Here is a 21422-nt window from a genome sequence, read left to right as displayed (position 1 = left end):
TATAATATAAGCAAAAACTGTGCCAAGCATAAAAGTCAAAATTCAAAGAATAACTCATTAAACTAATTAAAAAACCTATCTCTATATGTGTAAAATTCGTCGCAACTATGAGAATAAACCAAAACAATAAATCTTAAAAACTAAAAAAGGGAAATATTTGACACATTCTAATCCATACAATATTTATTATCCCAAGTGAAATCTAGTATAAATCCGAGCAAAACCATGTTAAATTGATTCCAAAATATATCATGTATCATATATTACGCATTAAATTTAAGCGAATGTATTATATATGACACATTTATGTCTTGTAATTTAAACAGTCTTCTATAGAGGTCTAATTTTACTACGAAAAAGTATGCTCTCCAAAATATTTGCAGGCTTATTCTATAGAATTAGCCTTCTTGACAGCGGCACTAACCGATGTCATCAAAGCCCCTGCGAAACCTTCCTGCTCAAGTACTTTTAGTCCTTCGATAGTTACTCCTCCGGGAGAGGTCATCTCATCAACTTTTACTGCCGGATGAGCACCTGTCACATCGAGTACCTGTGCCACCCCTAGCATATTTTTAATAACTATGTTACGTGCCTCCCCACGGCTAAAGCCTACATACACGCCAGCATCTATTAATGCCTCTATCGTTTTATATAGCCAAAGGGGACCTGAACAGCTAAAGGCTGTAAAGGTATCAAACATATTTTCCGCAATATACATGGTCTGACCTAATGCATTCAGGATCTCTGTGATGAACTCCTTATCACTATGGTCAATGTTCCCATTTACGCAGGCAGCACTATAACCATTGCCAGACTGTATAAGAGTATTAGGCATCATTCTCAATACCTTTTTGTCACTTCCCAACTGACTCTCAAGGGTTGCAATTCCTATACCAGCAGCGATTGACATCACAATAGTATTCTCGTTAATAAGCATCTTGAGTGTCTTGGTAACCATTGGTACATGCGGTGGATTTACAGCTATAATGATCATATCCGCTTCTTTTATAGCATCAGTTGCATCTGTAAGGGCAGAGACACCATAGGTTCTGGATAGATAATCACAACGCTCTGGATTTAGCTCACTTATCGTGATATCTTCCGGAGTGGCCGCCCTATTTTTAAGCAGCCCTCTCATAATACCTTCTCCCATATTTCCACCACCACAGAAAACAATTTTCTTACTCATGTATATACCTCCTAGTATAATTATTAATTTTTTTGGAATCTTTAAATTTGGAAAATAACGGCTTAAAAATTCTTTTTTATATCTACTCTGCATAATCAATCAAAATCCTAAGAAACTATTTTATAGCGATTATAAATCCCTTAAACATAGAGTCTATGTTTAATATCTTTAGAATTATACGCTATTAGCTTATGATTATAACCCTAAGGTTTTCTTTACGAATTCAACATTTGTCTTAGTCTCTTCTGCTAAGTATTTAAGGTCTGCTTCTGACGGATTAGTAACTCCAGCCTTCTTGTAAGCCCTCTTAATAAGCGACTGTCTGAAGCGATTAATATCAGCTTCTTTATACTTAATGTATCCAGGATTCCTAGGAAGAACGATATTTACACCCACCTTATTATCTGCAGCAGGATCTCCGAAGATAATATCGATTCCGTTATCCCTTGCGAAGGAAAGTTGAGGTTGAATATGCTTGCCCGCTCCTGTGTATTCAGTTTCACTGATTACAAGGATTGCATCTTCAGGAAGTTCCTGTGCTAGCGAGAAAGCGGCTGCAAGTGAAGTATTTCCTGCTGGTCCTCTCTCGATACCTTCTAAGTTTGCAAGAACTTCTGTAATGTATATAACTTCACCCTGAGTTACAGTTACATAACGATCCATATAACGAAGAGCTCTTGCTGCTGAACGTGGAACATCGGAATGATCAGGATCAGTTGCATAAGGAACACCGAAACCAGTATGCCCTGTAGTGCAAGACTTCTTGTTGAACTGAGTATCAGAAGCCATATGAAGACCTGTAAGGTCGATTGAAGCAGCAATCATCTGAGTATTAGTGCAGCCTGCTTTCAGAAGCCCCCGGGCTGTTCCCGTTATCATGCCACCACCTGCATTAGTGCAAACAACCATATCTGGGTCTTTTCCCAGAAGTTTGCGGCATTGCATAGCGATTTCGTATCCAAGTGTTTCAACACCTGCAATACCAAAGGGCGAATAAAGAGATGCGTTAAAATATCCTGTATCCTCCATAATTGACAGGAAAGAGTAGAATAGCTCAGGCCCTACCGTAAGCTGAACCACTTCAGCACCATAGGCTTCGCATTTTCTCGCTTTTTCAATTATTTCAGGTTGTCCAACTCCTTTGGAATCATAGCACTCCTGGACGACAATGCATTCTAATCCCTGCATAGCTGCCTGAGATGCTACTGCAGCTCCGTAGTTACCAGATGTAGCTGCAATAACACCTTTGTACCCTAATTTCTTTGCGTGAGCAACTGCACAAGCCGCTCTTCTTGCCTTAAAGCTTCCAGAAACATTAGCAGCTTCATCCTTTGCAAAAATTCTTGCACCGTAACCTGGCTTAGCATATTTTCTTGATAAAGCAGATAGATTTCTCAGCTCGATAAGCGGAGTGTTACCTACTGATGTTCTTGCTTGAATCTTTGTAACTTCTTCCAATGTATAGTTTGTTGATTTCATTAATGCTTCATAATCGAATGCTATTGATCCTGACTCGAATTTCTGATAGTCAAGTCCCAATGACTTCTTCATAATCTCATTTGCCCTTCTCATTACGGAATCATAATCTTTTGCTAAAGCCATTATTTATCACCTCCATACATAATCTCTCTTAGCTGTTTGTCAATCTCTATAATTTCAGGCACAAACTTACCATAGCTATGTGTGTAATAAGGCGTTTCATCCACGAGAGTTCCTTTTACAATACGGTTAGCAGCAGTTTTCACTGTTACTTCATCACCGATATTAGCGGATTCCTCCTGTAAAAACCCTTTAGTCCACTGCTGAAAATCACATTTCTTAGTGTCTTCAGGGATTCTACCAGTTCTTTCTTCTGCTTTGAGTACTATTGAGTGAATGCGCACCCAATCACCTTTTTTAGACATTTTGTCATCTCCTTCAAACATATTAATATTTTAAGGTCACCTTAGAGATGCCCTTTTAGCTTTTACATCACTATTAGGTTTCATAATTCCAGTGAAAAATTATTTTAACCCATTACTTAAGCCATTTAACCAAAAGAACAAGAACCTATTACCTATTAAACGAAGCAATAGCTTCTACTACTGTTTCTACATTATTGTCCGTATTAATGCCCATTTCCTTTAGCATATGAGAGACATCAATAGGGAGATCACTTCCATCAATAGGTTCATTAAGACGGCCGCCCATAATCACATGGACATCCTTAAGGTTGGCTTCTTTCAGACTTTCCAAAAGATTTTTTCCAAAGCTGTATGCAATGCCATTATATGTGCTTATAAGAACCACATCGCTACCTGTTTCAATCAGCGTGTCGGCAATTTCAGCGACTGACACTGTGGTTCCAAGGTCAAATACATTAGCTCCAGCCTTTTTTAGCACATTCTTTATTATCTCTTTACCGAATTCATGAACATCCGTTGAACCCAGAACAATATTAATACCTGTCAATAGACCTTCCTTTTCAAAACTTTGCTTTGAAATTACATCGTCCCGTATCTTATTTATTGTCTCGATAATACTTGTGGAGCGAATAGGAACTCTTCCTCTCATGGCATCTTTATCACTTAACCCAGCGCCAAAGGCCACTTCAAGCTGTTCTGCACCAATAGCCTTAAGTGCACTTGCAACCTGGCCGGCATGATTAATATCTATGCCAGATCGTCCATAGCATTGATTACTCTTTCAAAGAAAACATCCCCCCCAGTTACTAGTATTTCAGCTTCAGAATTTATCTTTTCCCAATTAATAAATTTCTCATAATAAGGAGCCTTTTCTATCATCATATCTATTGTCTTATGAGCCTCCAAGATTTCATCTACAGACGGTACTCTTATGGCCTCTGTCAAAGGCACAGGAGCCACAGCGTATCCACTAGGATATTTCATCTGACAAATAATATCCGGCAGCGAATATGCACAAAGAGCTCCGTAGTTTCTCGATATATCTATACCATAATCTATTGTATTACCGTTAACGAAAGATCCAGGGGTGTCATATTTATCAAGCATAGTCATTGCCCTGTTAAAGACAATGCGAAGCATAGAATTACTGAACAAATTACCATAGCAATGGCTCACCCTCGCTCCCAGAAGATCTTCAGCTATATATCTTTCCAATTTTGCCCATCCCACGAGATTTGCAAGATCGTGGAACTGTGCGCCATAGCCATCATCTAAATTAGAGTGAATAATAGCACCATCGTCTTTAAAATGAGCCATTATAGCTATCGCTTTCATATAATCCTCTGTACGGTAAAGCTCCATATCAAGACCCGGATATTCATATGTATAGTAATGGGCAAGGTTTCCGATAGTTGTAACACCGGCACCAAGAGCATTAACCGTGTTATCCACTCCATTTAGAGATCCAATCATATGATCACCAAGATGGGGTTGCACAGGTACAACTTGTCCAATGGCACTCCATTCATCCCGTGTCTTAAATATAAGACCTCCACCTACTTGGAATTTATTACGATAATTTTCAGGCACGCCCATAATCCAGTCTAAGCATACACCAAAACGGTCTATAAAGGAGCCTGATTTTTTCAACTCTTCATATACCTTTTAAATCCTTGCTCTGTTGTAGACCAGTCGTTCCATCCAATATGGGTATGCTTCATTATCTTTCGGATCTTCATCATTTTCTGTTTGTACTCTCCCTCGGACTTAACACCATGCTTTTTCATAAACAAGGTTTCTCCAATGGAAATACCCGACGCAATTTTTTCTGCATCAGCCACAACAGACCTCATGTCTGGCAGCTCATTCTCATCAAATCTTCTTTTTATTTGAATATCCATTCTAAATCTTCACTCCTTTTAAATTAGTCTAAGGCTTTTCTCCATTATAGCAAATGATGCATCTTCATCGTACTTACGAAGAAGGCCTGCAGCAAATAGAACATAGTCCCAATCCACCAGAACATCAATCTTTTCAGGAAGTAATATATGCCCCTTCTCCCATGTATTTGTTTCCACATTTTCCAATATACTAACAGCATCCTCCTCATTAGCTATAATACCGCCAGTTCCTACAATTGTTTTTATTTCCATAAGATTTTTTCCACGCTGGACTAAACGACAGCCATTATTAAATTCTTTTGTCACATAACCTGCATGGCGTCTAGCAGAAATATTCACTGCATAGCATGCAATATTGTGGTCCATTATCTTTTCCATGCAATTATCCGCTATATAGTTTGTAAAGGTAGTACGTTTTTTTATTGCTTCTTTTAGAAATATTTCAGAGATACCACACCTTTCAGCAAAGTTTTTTTCTCCCACTTCCTTTATGAGACATATAGAGGATTCTCTCATGCCCATATCCCCTTCTACTGTCCTCTTGGAAAAAGGCTCAGGTGTCCCTATAATCTTTGCGCCCGAAAAACTCTTATTTTCTATATATGAATAAATATCTGTAGTAGCCCCACCAATGTCAACCACCATAATATCCCCTATGCCTGCTTTATTTTTTGTACCAATGGACAGAAGTTCTCCCGCCAAAAGTATTGCTGCAGGTGTAGGAACTATAGGCTTATCCATTTCCTTTTGCACAGATCCTACACCTTTCATATTAGTAATCCTGTTCATAAACAGTTCTCGGATTATCTCTGTTGTAGCTCTATATTTAAATAGCCTATATCAGGTATTATATTTTCAGCCAAAAAACATTCTTTACCTTTGCCTATAAAAATTCTTCTTATATCTGAAGCCACAGAAGAATTACCCGCATATATTATAGGAATAGTCAATTTGCTTTCACTTAATACTTCTGCATTATGAAGTAGCCCATGAGTGTTTCCTCCTTCATAGCCACCACACAAAAGAAGTATTTCAGCCCCTGAGCCTTCTATTGTCTCCAAATCCACCTCGGAAATAAGACCAGCCATACTGCATACTATTTTTCCACCAGCACTAAAGCTAGCATTTCTTCCGGACTCAATGCTTAAGGACTTAGTCAATCCTACTACAGCCATTCTAAGACCACCTGCTGCACTGCTTGTAGCAAGTTTCAAAGCAGATTTAAAATTCATATTGCCAATTATTCTCCTTGCAGCATCAAAGCATTGATAAAGACTGACTGCCGCATCATGTCCCACTGTAGAAGGGTACTTATCTGTAGCAATAATCTTGCGTTCCTCTATATTAACGCATACCATCTTTGTATATGTACTTCCAAAATCTATCAAAACAGCAAATTTCAAAATAATCCTCCCTTCTTTTTATTCCAAATGAATTTATCTATTATAATAGGTATATAATCCTAGCTTATCTTTACTTTTTCTTGGGATTACGCTATGCTTATTTTAGATATTGTAAATTAATTTATTCCTCCCTTCTTTACATACTTTTAAATATATGCAAAACATATGCCAAGTATAAACGAGATTGAATGAGGAGATGATTTCGTGTTAAAATGGGGATAATTGTTGATAATCTCTCCGAAAACTCTCTTCTATTGCTAGGCTAAACCCTATTTATCGAGGGATAAAAATACCTCATTGGATAATTTTTGATACACTTTTTTATCTGTTTTCGCATTTTACGGGATGGCTTTACACCAAACAAGGCAATATCACCGAGTTTCTTAAAGTTAAAGCATTTAGTGTGTCATTTTTTATACTCATAAAATACCAAATGTGTCATTTTTGATACTTAGTTTAATGATTTTATGCCAGTTTATCCTATTTTACACTGTATTCACACATATTTGGCCGTTATTTATTATTGGCATATTTTTTGCTTTTACATATTCTCAAGATATTTACGCATATCTAAAAGAAAGGAAGTGTTATAAAATGAAAGCTAAAAAACTATTTAGAACTGTTGAGACACATACATTAGGACAGCCTACACGTAATGTTGTAAGCGGTTTTCCCAATATTCCAGGGAAAACCATGGCAGAAAAGTACTCCTATATGAGGGAACATGAGGACTGGTTCCGTAAGCTATTATCTTATGAGCCTCGAGGCAGCGAAATCATGTCAGGAACTCTAATTACAGAGCCGTGTACACCGGGAACTGATGTTGGAGTTTTGTACTTTGAAGCAAGCGGTTGGATGCCTATGTGCGGTCACGATACCATGGGTGTATCAGTGGCTTTGATTGAATCCGGTCTAGTTGATGTTAAGGAGCCTATTACCATTATCAACCTTGATACAGCTGCCGGTGTAGTAAAAGTTGAAGCTAAGGTAAATGATGGAGTCGTAAAAGAGGTTTCCTTCATTAACGCACCAGCACTGGTCCTAAAGCGTAATGTTGAAGTGAATACGATAGAATTTGGAAAGTTGACTTTGGATATTGCCTGGGGAGGCAATGTATATGCAATCTTGCCCGTTAAAAACATCGGCTTAACAATCGAACCTCATAATTGTGGAAAACTAATTGAGGTTGCACAATCAATTGCAAAAAATATCAATGAACAGGTAGAAATTAGCCATCCAGAGCTTCCATTTGTAGATCGTGTAACCCATGTAGAGTTCTCAGGACCTCCCAAAAGCTCAGAAGCAGACATCCAAAACTGTGTAGTAGCTTTACCTAAGGTTGTAGACCGATCACCTTGCGGTACAGGTACTTCTGCTAAGGCGGCGCTTTTATTTGACGAAGGTAAACTTAAAGTAGGTGACAGCTTTGTCCATGAGAGCGTTATTGGTTCCCTGTTTAAGTGTGAAATCATTGAAGAGACTACAGTCGGTGGAATTGCTGCTATTCGCCCCAAAATTACAGGAAATGCTTGTATAATTGGCTTCGCCACTTGGATATTAGATCCTACAGACCCATTCCCAGAAGGCTTTATGCTGGATTATTAAAATATGGAAAATGCATAAAAAATAGCTATACAATTTAATTATATGCCCATTTTACTGTATGTTCACAAGTCTTGAATCAGTATTACGAGTATGTTAAAATTAAATTATCTCTTGGAATTTTGATTAATTTTATAGGGACGATATAAGAAAAAGAATCCTTAAGCCAGTATTTCCAAGACTTAAGGATTCTGAAAGCATATATGGCTATTAAAGGAGGTCCTTCCATGTTGGAAACAAAAAGCCTTGTAAATAGTATTAAAGATATGGCTATTCGCAGTAGTCATCAGAGAATCACGAGTAAAAACGCTCTAGTAAAAAATATATTCGAATTTCTTCGTAGACAAACTGATTTACAATGTGAATTACTACTTCTATGCACAGATGATGGCTTGATTTTGAGTTTTTCTGCTCTGGATTTAGACTGTGATATTTCTGGATATATAATCTCCATTGATTCTCTCCGTTCCCATCAAAATGGCCCACTATTACATAATGGCTTAAAAGAATATATTATCATTTCACCTAATCAACAGGAATTGGTACCTATTATTAATTCTTTGCTGAAAGATATCGACGCACTGTTAAGGATATTCGATGCAAGTGAAAATCATAATCAATATTTACTTAATTATTTGGACTCAGTACAAAACTCGATTTCTTTATATGATAAGGATGCTAATTTATTGTTTGCTAATAATAATTTCTGCAAATATTTACAGATAGACGATAGGGATTCCGTAATTGGAATGCACATCCGTGACATAATGAATCGTGCTGAAATTAAAGCTTATTCCATGGAAAACAATTCAGACCATTTAAAGATGCTGGATGTCCTAAAAAATGGTGAAGAAGTCTTGGATTGGGAAGTAAAGCTAGAATCGCAGAAAACTCCTAATGTTGTTCAACTTGCTTCCAATGATATGTATCCTGTCATAGATAAGAATGGAGAGGTTGAGGGAATGGTGGAAATTTCTCGCTCTCACCAGCAAAACATGAAGCGAACAAGGAAAATCCTAGGTCTCTCTGCAGAGTATTCTTTTGATGACATTATTGGCTCTAGTCCTTCTATAAGAAAAACAATTAGACAAGCAAAGGAATTTGCTAATAGTCCATTTAACTTTCTTATAACAGGGGAAAGCGGAGTGGGCAAGGAACTGTTCGTACAATCTATTCACAATTATAGCACAAGGAAAAAGGGACCCTTTGTTGCATTAAACTGTGCAAGCTTTCCTGAGGGATTAATTGAAAGTGAACTGTTTGGTTATGTTAGTGGCGCATTTACAGGCGCATCCAAGAAAGGGCAGATTGGTAAATTTGAATTGGCTGACGGGGGGACTCTATTCCTAGATGAAATTGGTGAACTTCCATATCATTTCCAAGCCAAGCTGCTTCGTGTCCTTGAAACCTGGGCGATTACAAGAATAGGCAGCTCGCAGCAGATTCCAATAAATGTACGATTAATTGCGGCCACGAACAGAGATTTAAATGAGATGATATCCGAGGGACTGTTTAGACAAGATTTATATTATCGTTTGGCTGTATTAAATATTGAAATACCTCCATTGAGAAAACGTGGAGAAGATATATTATTGTTGGCTGATGCCTTTTTAAATCAATCTTTATCTCCAAATAAAGATAATCTCAAAACTTTAGATATTGATGCCCAAAGGACTTTGCTTGAATACGATTGGCCTGGCAATGTCCGAGAACTGAGAAATGTTATTAACCGAACAACTATATTGTCCAAGTCAAATATAATAACAAGAGACATACTTGAGGCTTCCATGCATTCCAAGGGATATATGCTGAAGCATAGCACCAGTGAAGCACCTGAGGATAGGTTAAATAAAAGAAGAATGGAAATCGATGCATCTTATGTTAATCTGTTAAAAGAGGCGCTGGATATTACTAATGGCAATAAAAAGCAGGCAGCAGAGTTACTCGGTATATCGAGAAAAACCTTCTATCGAATGCTGGAAAAATATAATTAGTCACCCAAAAGAATTTAATTATCTTTGTCCTTTAGAGAAAAACAATATCTATTAATTGGCAAAAACACTTAATTGTATAAGATTAACAATTCAATAACTTACTTGTATCCTTGCTGAAACAATTTTATTCTATGCATTAAGATGATTAATTTTAGCTCGGTCATATCTTCTCTCACAAGCAGATATAGACTCTCACAAATGTCCTTAATATCTGAACCGGCCGAAAAAGCTTTGTCAGTAAGAGAAACACTGTACGCTCGTCTGTCCTCATGCTGCCGTATACGCATGATTGAATCCTTTAAATTCAAGGGAATCGACTACCCGTGAAACGGCAGCCTTTCCTATGTTAAGTTGTTCCTGCCGAAGATTATTGCTGTCTGTTAGAAGATGAAAAAGTATATCGCCTTCAGTGTCATAATCACCTATTTTTCTATATGATTATGACTCCTGCTATCACCCTATCTGCGTTAGAACAATTAAACTATTCCTATGAACATAAAAAATAAGAGTTTCCAAGCATCGTGTCCACAGGTGATATCTACCTGTGGCAACCTCAATGTTCGGAAACCCTTAATTTATTAGTATTTTCATCTCTATTTATTTTCACCCTTTGACATCAATACCACCGTATCCACATGTATGGTCCATATCGTTTGAACACAATTTTTCACCCTCGGTATAGGTTTTGGAACACAATTTATTATTAGATACTTCATCCTTATCTTTTGCATTTTTTCTCTTTCGTTTAAAAGGTGTTATATCTTTTATATCTTTCTTCCCCGTCTTATAAACGATGGTTATCATCGCAGAATCTTTGTTGCCTTCGTTATCTATACCACCAACAATTATTTTTTCAACAATACTTTCAAATATCGTCCTATCAAATTCTTCGATAAATTGATTATTCTTCAAAACTTCCCTGAACTCTTCAAGTCTTTTCTTTATACTCTTCTCATCTTTTAAAACTATCTCTAAGTTCATTTTTTCATTTAGAAGATTTTCTTTAGTTTTCGTTATACCTTCAAATTTGTCTGTATAAATTTCCATGCTGATAGCTTCAGACAACCTCATATCTACCAAATCTTTTTCTTTTTTTATTATCCTATCTAGCTCTCTATTTATCTTTTTTAAATCTTTGTTTAAAATGTCATCTTTTAGTTCTTCTTCAACTGTGGCTAGAAATTCTTCAGTTATTTAACTATTGTCTGAAGTTAACTGTCTATAACTTTCCAAGAAAGCTTTCTCAATGGCTTCCTCTTCAATTCCTTTACAATAAGGGCAATACTTTTTCCCATCTTTTATTGCTTTTACACACTGCCAAATAATTTTGTTGTATTTTGATCCAGAGTGCCATGTACGTCTTGATAAAATTCCTCCACAATATTCGCATTCAAGCATACTACTAAAAGTATACATCCTTGAGTAACGTCCTCGCTTCCCGTTAGCATTTGCAACTGTATTTCTTCCTTTTGCCCTACGAATATTGTAGTTGTGGAAAAATTTTAGCACTACCAAGGATTGAGTTTTATCCAATTTAGAAATAAACCCTTGGTCATTTAATTTAATATGGTACAACTTTTGAGGTTAAAACATTAGCAAGTAGTTTCCTTCATTTTTAATCAAATTTTAATTCGCTAATAGAATGCACATCAATATTAATATTTTTATATAGTTGTTCTGTATTTAAAGATACGATTTGATATTTATTCAAATCTAAATCTTCTATTATATCTTCTATTAATTTATAATTATCTGCTTCTATTTCTAAGTATGGATTTAACATAGGCCAAATATCAATTTCCAACATAGCTCCTTTATATTCATAACTATATCTTATTTTTTCTTGATAGCTTCTTTTTGCTAACCCAATACTTTCTAAAAAGATATTTGTTTTATCAAAAGAGGATACTTTAATTTCAACTTCCAAAACTTTTTGTATATTGTTATCATTTTTTGTAAATATATGTTTTGTTGTTAATTCAATATCATCATTTGATTCTCTTAAACGTATCCATTTATTTGGATTTAATTTAAAATGTTTAATCTTTTTTTCAAACAAAGGGCTATTTAGAATAAAACGTATTTTATTAATTGGAAGATTAATAATTGAAGACAGAGAATCAATTTGTAATTCTTCTAAAAGACTATGAATATCATTTTCAGGCATTAAATCTTCTAACTCTAATAATAATATTTTTAGTTTTTTTAAATTAGTGTTTATTAATAAACTTTCATTTGTATTTAACATATATTTAATTTCTAAAAATCTATTATATAAAGTTGGGAGGTCATAAACAAATATTTTTTTGTTTTTTCTTTCCTTTAAAGATTGCTCCTAGTTTTTCTAATTTATTTCCTATTTCATAAATATTAATATTCAATACTTTAACTTCTTGCTCAAACTTAGTCATTTAATCCTTGTATGATATAGTCAGTGACTAAAATCATACTCTCCTTTCTTTTTATTATTATTTATCCATTATAATAGAATTAGACATTGTGGACTTTTTATTTAATCCTATAGCTTGACTATTCTAAGGAGTGTATGCCACTGTCTTATTTAAATCATTTATAGTTGGATAAATTTTAAACTTTTATCTCCCGCAAGGCTATGAGAATAAGACTAGGTGGTTCAAAACAGTTGTCAAATTATTATTAAGGACGTGGTTCTATGATTTACGTTGGCATTGATATTGCCAAACAAAAACACTTTGCCGCTGCTATGACCGCTGATGGTGAAGTCTTAATTCAACCTTTTAATTTTACTAATGATTCGAAAGGTTTCTCTTTGTTAGTGTCCAAACTCAAGACCCTTAATCAGGAAAATCTTCTAATTGGACTTGAATCAACTTCTCATTATGGAGAAAACCTTATTTGTTATCTTTACAATATGGGTTATCATATTGCTGTTATCAACCCTATCCAAACTGCTACTTTAAGAAAGTCAAATATTCGTAAAACTAAGACTGATAAGGTTGATACCATCTTAATCATTAAATCAATGATTTTAAACAACCATAGGATTTTTACCAAGGCTGACATTGACTCAATTCGTCTAAAAAGCCTTTGTCGTTTTAGAGAAAAAACTAAAAAGTCTAAAGCAAGACTTAAGATTCAACACGTATCGTATGTTGATATTATCTTTCCAGAGCTACAATACTTTTTTAAATCTGGTATTCACATCAACACTTGTTATGAGCTACTTAAAAGACATTCCAGTCCAAATGATATAGCTGCCTTACACCTTACTTATTTAGGTAATATCTTCTTAAAAAGGCTTCCCACAGCCGTTTTGGTAAAGAAGAAGCTATTGCTTTAAAAGGTCTGGCTAAATCATCTGTAGGCACTGGTGATGCCTATTTATCTATTCAAATAACCCAAACTATCTCGCAAATTGAGTTATTGGAAAAGCAAATTGATGAACTAGATGAATTCATTAAATCGATTATGATTGAATCGAATTCTGTAATCTTGACTATTCCTGGTATAGGATTTCTTAACGGAGCTATGATTCTCGGTGAAATCGGTTATATATCTAGATTTTCCAATCCTTCAAAGCTTTTAGCATATGCTGGCTTGAATCCTACTGTTAACCAATCTGGTCAATTTTATACTAAGACCATCAGAATGTCAAAACGTGGTTCAAAGTTACTGCGTTATGCCTTAATAAATGCTGCTTGAAATGTTTCGTTAAATAACAAAACATTCCATGACTATTTTATGCTTAAAAAATCCCAAGATAACAACCATTATGCAGCTCTTGGTCATGTTGCTCATAAATTGGTTCGTGTAATTTTAAAAATACTAAAAGATAATGTTGCTTTCAACTTAGACTAAAATCACCTTATTTTAAATCCTATATCTGATAGGTTTATTTGAGTGTGCCTATTTTAGGAGAATTATTTAATTACATATTGTCAAGAATTTTTGCTTGACAATTCATAGTTGGTCTCCTTTATTTTTTAGACGGTCTGTAAACTTAAGTTAAAATTAGGACCCACATCCTCTGTATGATACAATGTTATTGCAATAAAACAATTATCTCCTAGAAAGGAATGATTCCTATGCAAAAAATTGTATCAATAAAATGTTCAAAATGCAATAATAATTACCATTTTTATCGTCATGGTAAAGATAAGGATGGTTATCAAAAATATTTATGATGTAAGTGTAAGCATCAATTTACACCTGATAAGCCCAATACTAAAAAGAATAAGAACTATCCTCGCTATCCGCTTTGTGATAAAGCTACTTTTATTCACCATGATTATGAGTATTATTCTAATTATAAGTGTGGTAATAAATCGTGTAGGCATTCTATGTTTGTTCCTAAGACTCATAATATTTTACCTGCATCTATATCAAAACTTGTTGGTTAAAATGATTTCAAAAGAATGCGATTCCCTGTGCATATTATTCTATCAGCTCTAACGATGTTTTTTATTAGTAAAATTTTTTTAGAAATATTGCTCTTATTTTTAAAGTTGCTAATAATGTTGATGTGTCACATACGAGTATTAGTAATTGGTGTAAAAAGTTTGCACCTTCTTTTAACAACTTGGTTTTAGTGTTAATACCTAGTCTTAACTTTGATTCTGATGAGTGGAATACTGATGAGACTGTTGTTAAAATTTCTGGTCAAAAATATTATATTTGGTTTATCGTAGGTTCTGAAACTAGGTTTGTTTTAGGATATCATCTTTCACCTTATAGAGGCTCATCTGAAGCTTTTGAACTTTTCAATTCTGTAAAGCACAGGGGAAAGGTTGACTCTATTGTTTCGGATCGATATAGTTCATATAATATACCTATTAAAACTGTGTTCAAGGGTGAAGTGAACCATATTCGTGTTGAAAGTTTTAAAGATTATATCTCAACAATTTGATTGAATCTTTTCACCATCAATTTAAAGCTTGGTACAAGACTAAGCAAGGGTTTAATTCATTTGACTTAGCTAACAATCTAATCAGTATATTTGTATTTTTTACAATTTTGTAAGACAATATTTATCTTTGAATGATTTAACTCCAGCTCAAGTTGCTGGACTAAGCTTAAGTAGAAAAGATAAACATCGTTATCCACTTATAGCTTAAAATTTAAACTCGTTTGAATTTTACAAAAATATTTGTTCTTGAAATTTCAAAGGCATGCGTTAGTATGTTCATTTTATCCTTGACAATTTAAAGGGCAAATATTTATAATTTAAGAAACAAGTTTTTTATATTTTTTATTAATTTTTTATTTGTCAAATTAAGCTAGACAAATTCTCTTTAGTAATATAAGCCATAAAACACCCAAAAGGAATCAAGTAATTTAATGATTTTCTTGGAATATTATTTCTTTTATTAGCAATATTGCTAATAAAATATTGACTCACTTTATTAAAATCGATACCTTTATGTAAACCATCTCTTCTTAATATGCCATTTGAGTTTTAATTTAATTCTCTTTGTGAAGGTGTTCCTAGATCTGCAAAATAAAATCTCAGATATATAGTTTTAGCACTACAATTTATTTTGACACTTTCTTCGTCAGAGTTTCTTATTTTTTGACGACCTACAATTACGTCAGAGTACATCCTTCACTGACTTTTTCAACAATATATTCCTTTTCTCTCTCAGTAAATACTAGCTTTTTTCTACCACACTTCCTTTTATTCTTCCTGTATCTATTAATATAATCATTGGCAGAATATCCTTTCTTAAGATAATTAACAACATTATATATAGTTTGTCTAGATCTTTTTAAAGACTTGGCGATTTTTATAACTGGAGTATTTAAATCAAAATATTTTTCTATCATTAATTACTTCATCTATAGTAAAATGTATATAAGTCATACTTGTTATCTCTCCTTTATTAATTCATGATTGTTTTAATATAGAGTGTAACACATATGACTTTTTATTTCTTTACTTTGTCTAGCTTAATTATACAATACGGGATTTTAATAATTTTTCATGTTTTTAGCAAAATCTTGTATCTTTTTTCATGTTTAGTTCACAAAGTCTTTTTAGATTAATAAATACTTTTATTGTTAAAATAATATATTGATTTTCTTTAATAATTAAATATTTAGTTCCATTTCTTTTATTAATAATATTTCTAATAGAATCTTGACTTACTTCATTAAAGTTCAGTTATAACTTTAATGGTTTTCCCTATAATACCACCTCTATATATATTACAATAACCTATAATTATAAGAATACAACCTCCAATAATCTTGTCTATAATATATTTTTTCTCTATCACAATTTTTCTTATTTTCATGATATCTATTCATATCATCATTTATAGAATAGCCTTTTAAAAGATATCTAAAACATTATAGATAATCTATATAGACTCATTAAGAGAATTTGAAATTTTTATAATTGGAATATTTAAATCATATTCATGTTCTGTACTGCAGCAGTTAACAGGCATTGTTCGCTTACTGCAGTAATACCACGATAACGACTGTAGTTAAGTCCATGCAATTCTTTTGAATCAGCAAAGCTCCGCTCTATCGTTTCTTTTCTTCTTTTGTAAATCATCTTTCCTTTAGATGTTTTGATGAATTTAGTATTCCTTTCTTTATATTCTTTCCATACATGTCTCCTGATGGCCTTAAAGTCTGATGCTTCTGGAAGGCAAACTTCCTTATGATTGCAAATTTTACATATTTCTTTATTACACACATATTCTTTATATCCTTGCCTTGTTGTAGTTTTATATTCTAGAAAATTATCGTTTGGACATGCATATACATCCCATTCCTCAATGTATACAAATTTATTCTTTGAATATTTACCCTTCTTGTAACCCCCTCTTCTATATGCAATTACTGGGGTTATATTCCTATCAAAAATACCTTTGCAAATTACATCTGTATAATAACCTGCATCTAATCCAACATACTTTACATCTAATTTTAATCTTTCTCTTATCCAATCTCTTTAGATATGGCCCCACATCATTAACATTTCCAGGAGTTATATGAACATCTACTATTATGTTATTTTGGCTATCAACTGTTCTATGGTCTAGATAGAAAAAACCTTCTGGCTTATTGTCTCTGTACATATATCCGCTATCTGGATCTGTGGTATTAACTTTGATCTTTTTTATTTGCTTTACATTTTCTTTTTTTTAAAGGTTTTTTATCATTTGCAATTCTATCTTCTTCTACTGCTTTATCTAAATCAGCTACATAATCCTTGACTGATACTTGGATAGGTTACTATAAACTAGACAACTAAATTAAGGTCATGTAAACTAATATCAGTATATTAAAAGGAGAATCGTTTATATGACAAAGAGAGCAAGAAGAACCTATACCGAAGAATTCAAAGAACAAATGGTAAAGTTATACGAAAATGGTAAGTCTAAGAATGATATTATGGCTGAATATGACTTAACACCTACTGCCTTTAATACTTGGATTAAAAGAAGCCAAGCTACTGGATCCTTTAAAGAAAAAGATAATCGTTCTCCAGAAGAAAATGAACTAATAAAGCTAAGAAAAGAAAACCAACAGCTAAAAATGGAGAATGATATTTTAAAGCAAGCAGCGCTGATATTAGGACGAAAGTAAATGTAATTAAGAATAATACCCATAAATACAGTGTATCAGCAATGTGCAAAGTCCTACAAATTCCTAGAAGTACTTATTACTATGAATCAAAACCTAAAGAGTCTACAGATAAAATAACACCAAAAGTTATAGATATATTTAGAGCAAGTAGAAATAACTATGGTACTAGAAAAATTAAAGTCGAGCTTAAAAAAGCAGGCTATATAGTATCTAGAAGAAAAATAGGTAGAATAATGAAGCAAAATGGCTTAGTATCAAACTATACAGTTGCTCAGTACAAGCCTCATGTGGATAAATGTAATGAATCAAAGATTGCTAATAAACTAAATAGAGAATTTAATACAGATGAACCTTACGCAGTTGTAGTCAGTGATTTAACATACGTTAGAGTTAACAAAAGATGGAACTATGTATGTTTGTTAGTCGACCTATTTAATAGAGAAATAATTGGCTATAGTGCTGGCCCTAACAAGAATGCTGGGCTTGTTTATAAAGCCTTTGCAAGGGTTAAAACTAGATTAGATGATATTACTCTATTTCATACAGATCGAGGCAACGAATTCAAAAATAAGATAATAGATGAAGTCCTAGATACATTCAAAATTAAGCGTTCTTTAAGTATGAAAGGCTGTCCCTATGACAATGCTGTAGCTGAAGCTACCTTCAAGATATTTAAAACTGAATTTGCTAATAACTATCATTTTGAAAGCTTAGAACAGTTAGAAATTATTTTAGCTGACTATGTAAATTGGTTTAACAATATTAGAATTCATGGGGCATTAGGATATTTAAGTTCTAAAGAATATAAATTACATAACCTTAAAAAAACTGTCTAAATAAGTGTTGACGATCCAACTTCTACTTCTTGCTCAATAAACTTTCTTTTATTTGCGTTTGCTTTTAGATGAGTGAAGTCGCTGTAAAGTATATTCCCGCGAACAAGACCGTAAGATATGGCCTGTAGCACTATGTTGTCAAAGATTTCTTGGGCTATGTTTGTGACTTTAAATCTCCTAATTCTATTTTGTCTAATTGTGGAGTGATCTGGTATTTTATCTGTAAGAGAAAAACCTAGAAACCATCTATAGGCAACATTTACTTCAATATCTCTTACTAGCTGTCTTTCTGATCTAATTCCAAACAGATATCCTATGAAAAGCATTTTAAATAGTACAATCGGATCTACTGCAGGTCTCCCATTATCATGGCAGTATAAATCTTTTGTTAAATCTCTTATGAATGAAAAATCTATGTATTTATCTATGTCTCTAAGTAAATGATTTTTAGGAACTAAATTCTCAATGCAAACTAATTCAATTTTTTGTTGGATATTATTTATTTCATTTATCATTAGTTTCGCCTCCTGCAATCTTTCTAGCATACTTATATATTCGACATTGATAACCAAAAACCCTTTTTTTTGAATAAAAAAAACTGCTGACAAATTTTACTTTGTCAACAATCTGGACTAAAATAAAGTACATTATAATGTACTTTATTTTAGTTGAATTACTTTAAATAGATTTTCTGAATGAACTGACCCTTGTCAAGTAGACAATCAATTTAATTAAAAATTGGACGTGGTATAATAAGGTAGACACAAAGATAAGAGAAAAATATGAGAGGATGACTACTTTAGAAGTATCATATCACTCCAGAGCAAACAACTTTTTGTTTTCATATTTAGTTGTTAAATTACTTGAAAATGTTTTAAGGTATTGTATCTACCTTTTCCAGTGCCGGATGCTTTTACGTTGATATGTGTGTCTGCTTTTTTGTGGGAGAGCCATACATCGTTCATACATATCTCTTCCTATTTCACTGGAGATGAACTCCTTTGTTGACGTTGGAGATATTATCTCATAGAAATTGATAGGCTAAAAAACGAGTTCAATTTTACGTTTACCCAACTAATTATTAAAAATAGATTTCATATTTTTTCCTACAGCTTTTAGCAATTCTTTTGGCAACTTTTCTACTTCTTCACCGATTATTACTCCATGTGGTTCTTTATATCCTTCATTCCATACAAAGTTAAATATCTTTTCATTTACTTGATTATTTTTCCCTATTTGAAATCCATATACTTCCACATTCTTAGACAATAATTCCTCTACAGCTTCCTTTGCTAATCCCGGAAAACTAGATGCACCGTCTGTAACTTGAAAGACTATCTTTATTTGATTTCCCTTTTTAAGCTCACGTTCCTGCCTAGGCGTAATCCTATTGGATATTTCTTTTAGACAACTTCCATCATCAGTTGCTCCATCTGTTCCATCTAGTCTTATAATGGAATGGATGATTTCACTTTTTTCCTTTTCCTGTAGATTTTTATGATTAAATTCTTTAACATTATAGTATTTGCTTCCAAAAAACCAGGTTTCACTTAAAACTTCTATTTTCTGATTCAACTGTTCTGAGTTATTTTTTAGATATCTATTGAAATCATCTATTGATAATAATGTTACTGCTAATGCTTTTCTTGCTGCCTCAATTTTCCTAGGATTCATTGAGCCTGAATTATCTATAACAAAAGAAATCTCTATTCTTTCAGGTAATATATCTGTTTGAGATTCTAAAAGGTATCTATTGAAAATTGGAAGGTTTTTATAGTTTCCCTTTTTTTCAGCTTCGATAAAATCTGGATAAAAACTAATCAGATTACCTATATCCAGTTTTCCCTTTATTTCATGGTCTTTTTTTACACTTATTTCCTCTTTAGCATCTCCTATTAATTTCTTCCAAAATTGACGCATTTCTTCTCTTTCTTTTTTCATCTTATTTGAATAAAATTGAAATAACTGTTGATCCCCTTGGCTGATTCCATAGCATTCTAAATCCATTTTATTATTCATCATATTTTCTACGCTGGAAACCATTTGGTCTTGTTGCTCCAGCATTTCCTCTAAAATCCTTTCTACTTCTTCATAGGTAGATTCCAGAGATTCTTGTGCTTCATCTATATCATCCTGTTTAAAGGGATTTTCCCTTCCTTTTATACTTTCCTCTTTACCTTCCTTTGATTTATAAAATATCATTTCATCAATTTCCTGTTTCCATAATTCTTTAAAGGCTGGAAAGATAAAAGATTGAATAAATGGGTCTCTTTTTATAATTCCTTGCTCATTATTTATCTGTCTCATTAACTGATAATGAACAAAGTCAAAAAAAGGTTCATTGAAAACCTTCCTATGAAATGGATTCTCAACACCTTCTTCAAATTTAGGCTCAGTTTTATATAATTCAATAATTAAAAAACTGTTTATAAAAGCCCTATGTTTAGGCATTTCTGAAATCCATTCAACAGTCTTACCTATTTCCTTCATATATAGAATGATTTTTTCAAAATTTTCCTCATCTCTGTATATGGGACATAACTGTAAAACCCTCAAAAAAGAGATATACTTATCCAAGGAATATAATAAATCAAGAACTTCTTTTCTTACATAATTTGAAATAATCTTAGGCTCATATGCAGAGTCTTTTTCCAGCCCCTCTTTTTTTATTCTATCTAGAATATAATTTGTCATACTGTCAATTTCTTTCTGCCAATGTCTTTTTCTATTTAAATACATTCTAGTTTGTTTTCTCCAATCAGGGTATAAGGCTAACTCATAATAGATATGCCACATCATTTGATTTTCATCCAGATTTTTATCTAAAAAACTAGCCAAAGGCAAATACAAAATTCCTTTGGAAGAATCTAATCTAAATCGCTCTAACTTTTCATCAGGAATATATATTAAGCTAGAATCTTTTGTAAATGTAGCCAGTGATCGTTGTTGTTTTTGTAAAAATTCTTCGCAATGTTTTTTAGATTCCTCAATTAAAGCTTGTTCATTAAACATAGT

20 protein-coding genes and 3 pseudogenes are annotated in these 21422 nt (G+C 33.2%); 6 read left to right on the top strand and 17 right to left on the bottom strand.

The genetic code is table 11. The features are described from left to right. Nucleotides 1-385: 385 nt before the first annotated feature. From proC to CIW83_RS24235, 8 genes are all read right to left on the bottom strand, one after another. Nucleotides 386-1282 carry a pyrroline-5-carboxylate reductase gene (proC, locus tag CIW83_RS06055; RefSeq protein ID WP_094899954.1) on the bottom strand — a complete coding sequence of 299 codons (897 nt, stop codon included), beginning with the start codon at nt 1280-1282 and terminating at the stop codon, nt 386-388. A gap of 102 nt (nt 1283-1384) precedes the next feature. Continuing rightward, on the bottom strand, nt 1385-2791 hold the full coding sequence (gene ortB / locus CIW83_RS06050) for a 2-amino-4-oxopentanoate thiolase subunit OrtB (protein ID WP_094899953.1): 1407 nt from the start codon (nt 2789-2791) through the stop codon (nt 1385-1387). Then, nucleotides 2791-3093, bottom strand: coding sequence for a 2-amino-4-oxopentanoate thiolase subunit OrtA (ortA, locus tag CIW83_RS06045; RefSeq protein ID WP_094899952.1), 303 nt, complete (start codon nt 3091-3093; stop codon nt 2791-2793). Before ortA ends, ortB begins: the two co-directional genes overlap by 1 nt. Nucleotides 3094-3241: 148 nt before the next feature. Further along, a complete protein-coding gene (locus tag CIW83_RS06040; protein WP_094899951.1) occupies nt 3242-3778 on the bottom strand; it encodes a cobalamin B12-binding domain-containing protein in 537 nt (178 codons plus the stop codon). Nucleotides 3779-3840: 62 nt separating this feature from the next. After that, nucleotides 3841-4743, bottom strand: coding sequence for a hypothetical protein (locus CIW83_RS06035; protein WP_094899950.1), 903 nt, complete (start codon nt 4741-4743; stop codon nt 3841-3843). Further along, nucleotides 4740-4994 carry a hypothetical protein gene (locus tag CIW83_RS06030; protein WP_094899949.1) on the bottom strand — a complete coding sequence of 85 codons (255 nt, stop codon included), beginning with the start codon at nt 4992-4994 and terminating at the stop codon, nt 4740-4742. The genes CIW83_RS06035 and CIW83_RS06030 overlap by 4 nt, the downstream gene beginning before the upstream one ends. A gap of 18 nt (nt 4995-5012) precedes the next feature. Next, nucleotides 5013-5783: a glutamate mutase L gene (locus CIW83_RS24240; RefSeq protein ID WP_094899948.1), complete on the bottom strand. Its 771-nt coding sequence runs from the start codon at nt 5781-5783 to the stop codon at nt 5013-5015. A 14-nt stretch (nt 5784-5797) separates the two neighbouring features. After that, complete coding sequence (locus CIW83_RS24235) at nt 5798-6397, bottom strand: glutamate mutase L (protein WP_094899947.1); 600 nt, start codon at nt 6395-6397, stop codon at nt 5798-5800. Nucleotides 6398-6991: 594 nt separating this feature from the next. Between CIW83_RS24235 and CIW83_RS06015 the strand changes: the two genes are divergently transcribed. After that, entirely contained in the window at nt 6992-8002 is a 1011-nt protein-coding gene (locus CIW83_RS06015; protein WP_094899946.1) for a proline racemase family protein, read from the top strand. 224 nt (nt 8003-8226) lie between these two features. Continuing rightward, nucleotides 8227-9993, top strand: coding sequence for a sigma-54-dependent Fis family transcriptional regulator (locus tag CIW83_RS06010; RefSeq protein WP_158220032.1), 1767 nt, complete (start codon nt 8227-8229; stop codon nt 9991-9993). A gap of 603 nt (nt 9994-10596) precedes the next feature. On the opposite strand, the gene CIW83_RS23595 is transcribed toward CIW83_RS06010, so the two are convergent. From CIW83_RS23595 to CIW83_RS24230, 4 genes are all read right to left on the bottom strand, one after another. Then, nucleotides 10597-11040: a hypothetical protein gene (locus CIW83_RS23595; protein ID WP_235601239.1), complete on the bottom strand. Its 444-nt coding sequence runs from the start codon at nt 11038-11040 to the stop codon at nt 10597-10599. A 147-nt stretch (nt 11041-11187) separates the two neighbouring features. Continuing rightward, entirely contained in the window at nt 11188-11502 is a 315-nt protein-coding gene (locus CIW83_RS23590; protein WP_235601242.1) for a recombinase zinc beta ribbon domain-containing protein, read from the bottom strand. Nucleotides 11503-11608: 106 nt separating this feature from the next. Next, entirely contained in the window at nt 11609-12241 is a 633-nt protein-coding gene (locus CIW83_RS06000; protein WP_094899945.1) for a hypothetical protein, read from the bottom strand. A 40-nt stretch (nt 12242-12281) separates the two neighbouring features. Next, a complete protein-coding gene (locus tag CIW83_RS24230) occupies nt 12282-12404 on the bottom strand; it encodes a hypothetical protein (RefSeq protein WP_255374278.1) in 123 nt (40 codons plus the stop codon). Between the two features lie 260 nt (nt 12405-12664). Between CIW83_RS24230 and CIW83_RS22700 the strand changes: the two genes are divergently transcribed. From CIW83_RS22700 to CIW83_RS05990, 3 genes and pseudogenes are all read left to right on the top strand, one after another. Then, nucleotides 12665-13312 (top strand): transposase, encoded by a 648-nt coding sequence (locus CIW83_RS22700; protein ID WP_201259698.1) that lies wholly within the window; start codon nt 12665-12667, stop codon nt 13310-13312. 128 nt (nt 13313-13440) lie between these two features. After that, nucleotides 13441-13674 carry a transposase gene (locus CIW83_RS22695; RefSeq protein WP_201259697.1) on the top strand — a complete coding sequence of 78 codons (234 nt, stop codon included), beginning with the start codon at nt 13441-13443 and terminating at the stop codon, nt 13672-13674. Nucleotides 13675-14057: 383 nt separating this feature from the next. Further along, nucleotides 14058-15086: pseudogene (locus tag CIW83_RS05990) on the top strand (IS6 family transposase). Nucleotides 15087-15238: 152 nt separating this feature from the next. Here CIW83_RS05990 and CIW83_RS05985 read toward each other — a convergent pair. The 3 genes and pseudogenes from CIW83_RS05985 to CIW83_RS21925 form a co-directional block, all read right to left on the bottom strand. Further along, nucleotides 15239-15832 (bottom strand): annotated as a pseudogene (locus CIW83_RS05985) (transposase). A 546-nt stretch (nt 15833-16378) separates the two neighbouring features. After that, nucleotides 16379-16759 (bottom strand): transposase, encoded by a 381-nt coding sequence (locus CIW83_RS24815; protein WP_369819365.1) that lies wholly within the window; start codon nt 16757-16759, stop codon nt 16379-16381. A gap of 79 nt (nt 16760-16838) precedes the next feature. Next, the gene (locus CIW83_RS21925) at nt 16839-17060 is read right to left on the bottom strand and encodes a hypothetical protein (RefSeq protein ID WP_143598525.1); all 222 of its coding nucleotides are present in this window, start codon (nt 17058-17060) and stop codon (nt 16839-16841) included. Between the two features lie 226 nt (nt 17061-17286). On the opposite strand from CIW83_RS21925, the gene CIW83_RS05975 reads away from it, so the two are divergent. Next, nucleotides 17287-18407, top strand: a protein-coding gene (locus CIW83_RS05975) for an IS3 family transposase (RefSeq protein WP_094899943.1) whose coding sequence is annotated in 2 segments (ribosomal slippage) — nt 17287-17536 and nt 17536-18407 — 1122 coding nt in all. Because the reading frame shifts where the segments join, the coding sequence is not laid out codon by codon here. Nucleotides 18408-18430: 23 nt separating this feature from the next. On the opposite strand, the pseudogene CIW83_RS05970 reads toward CIW83_RS05975, so the two are convergent. Both CIW83_RS05970 and CIW83_RS05965 read right to left on the bottom strand, forming a co-directional pair. Then, nucleotides 18431-18922: pseudogene (locus CIW83_RS05970) on the bottom strand (transposase); the annotation flags it as partial. A gap of 559 nt (nt 18923-19481) precedes the next feature. Next, nucleotides 19482-21419: a vWA domain-containing protein gene (locus CIW83_RS05965; protein ID WP_094899942.1), complete on the bottom strand. Its 1938-nt coding sequence runs from the start codon at nt 21417-21419 to the stop codon at nt 19482-19484. Nucleotides 21420-21422: the final 3 nt, after the last annotated feature.

It is taken from the genome of Tissierella sp. P1 (assembly GCF_002266425.1).
Lineage (GTDB): Bacteria > Bacillota > Clostridia > Tissierellales > Tissierellaceae > Tissierella > Tissierella carlieri.
Note: the sequence above shows the minus strand (reverse complement) of the source record. Positions and strands in the feature narration are given on the sequence as shown.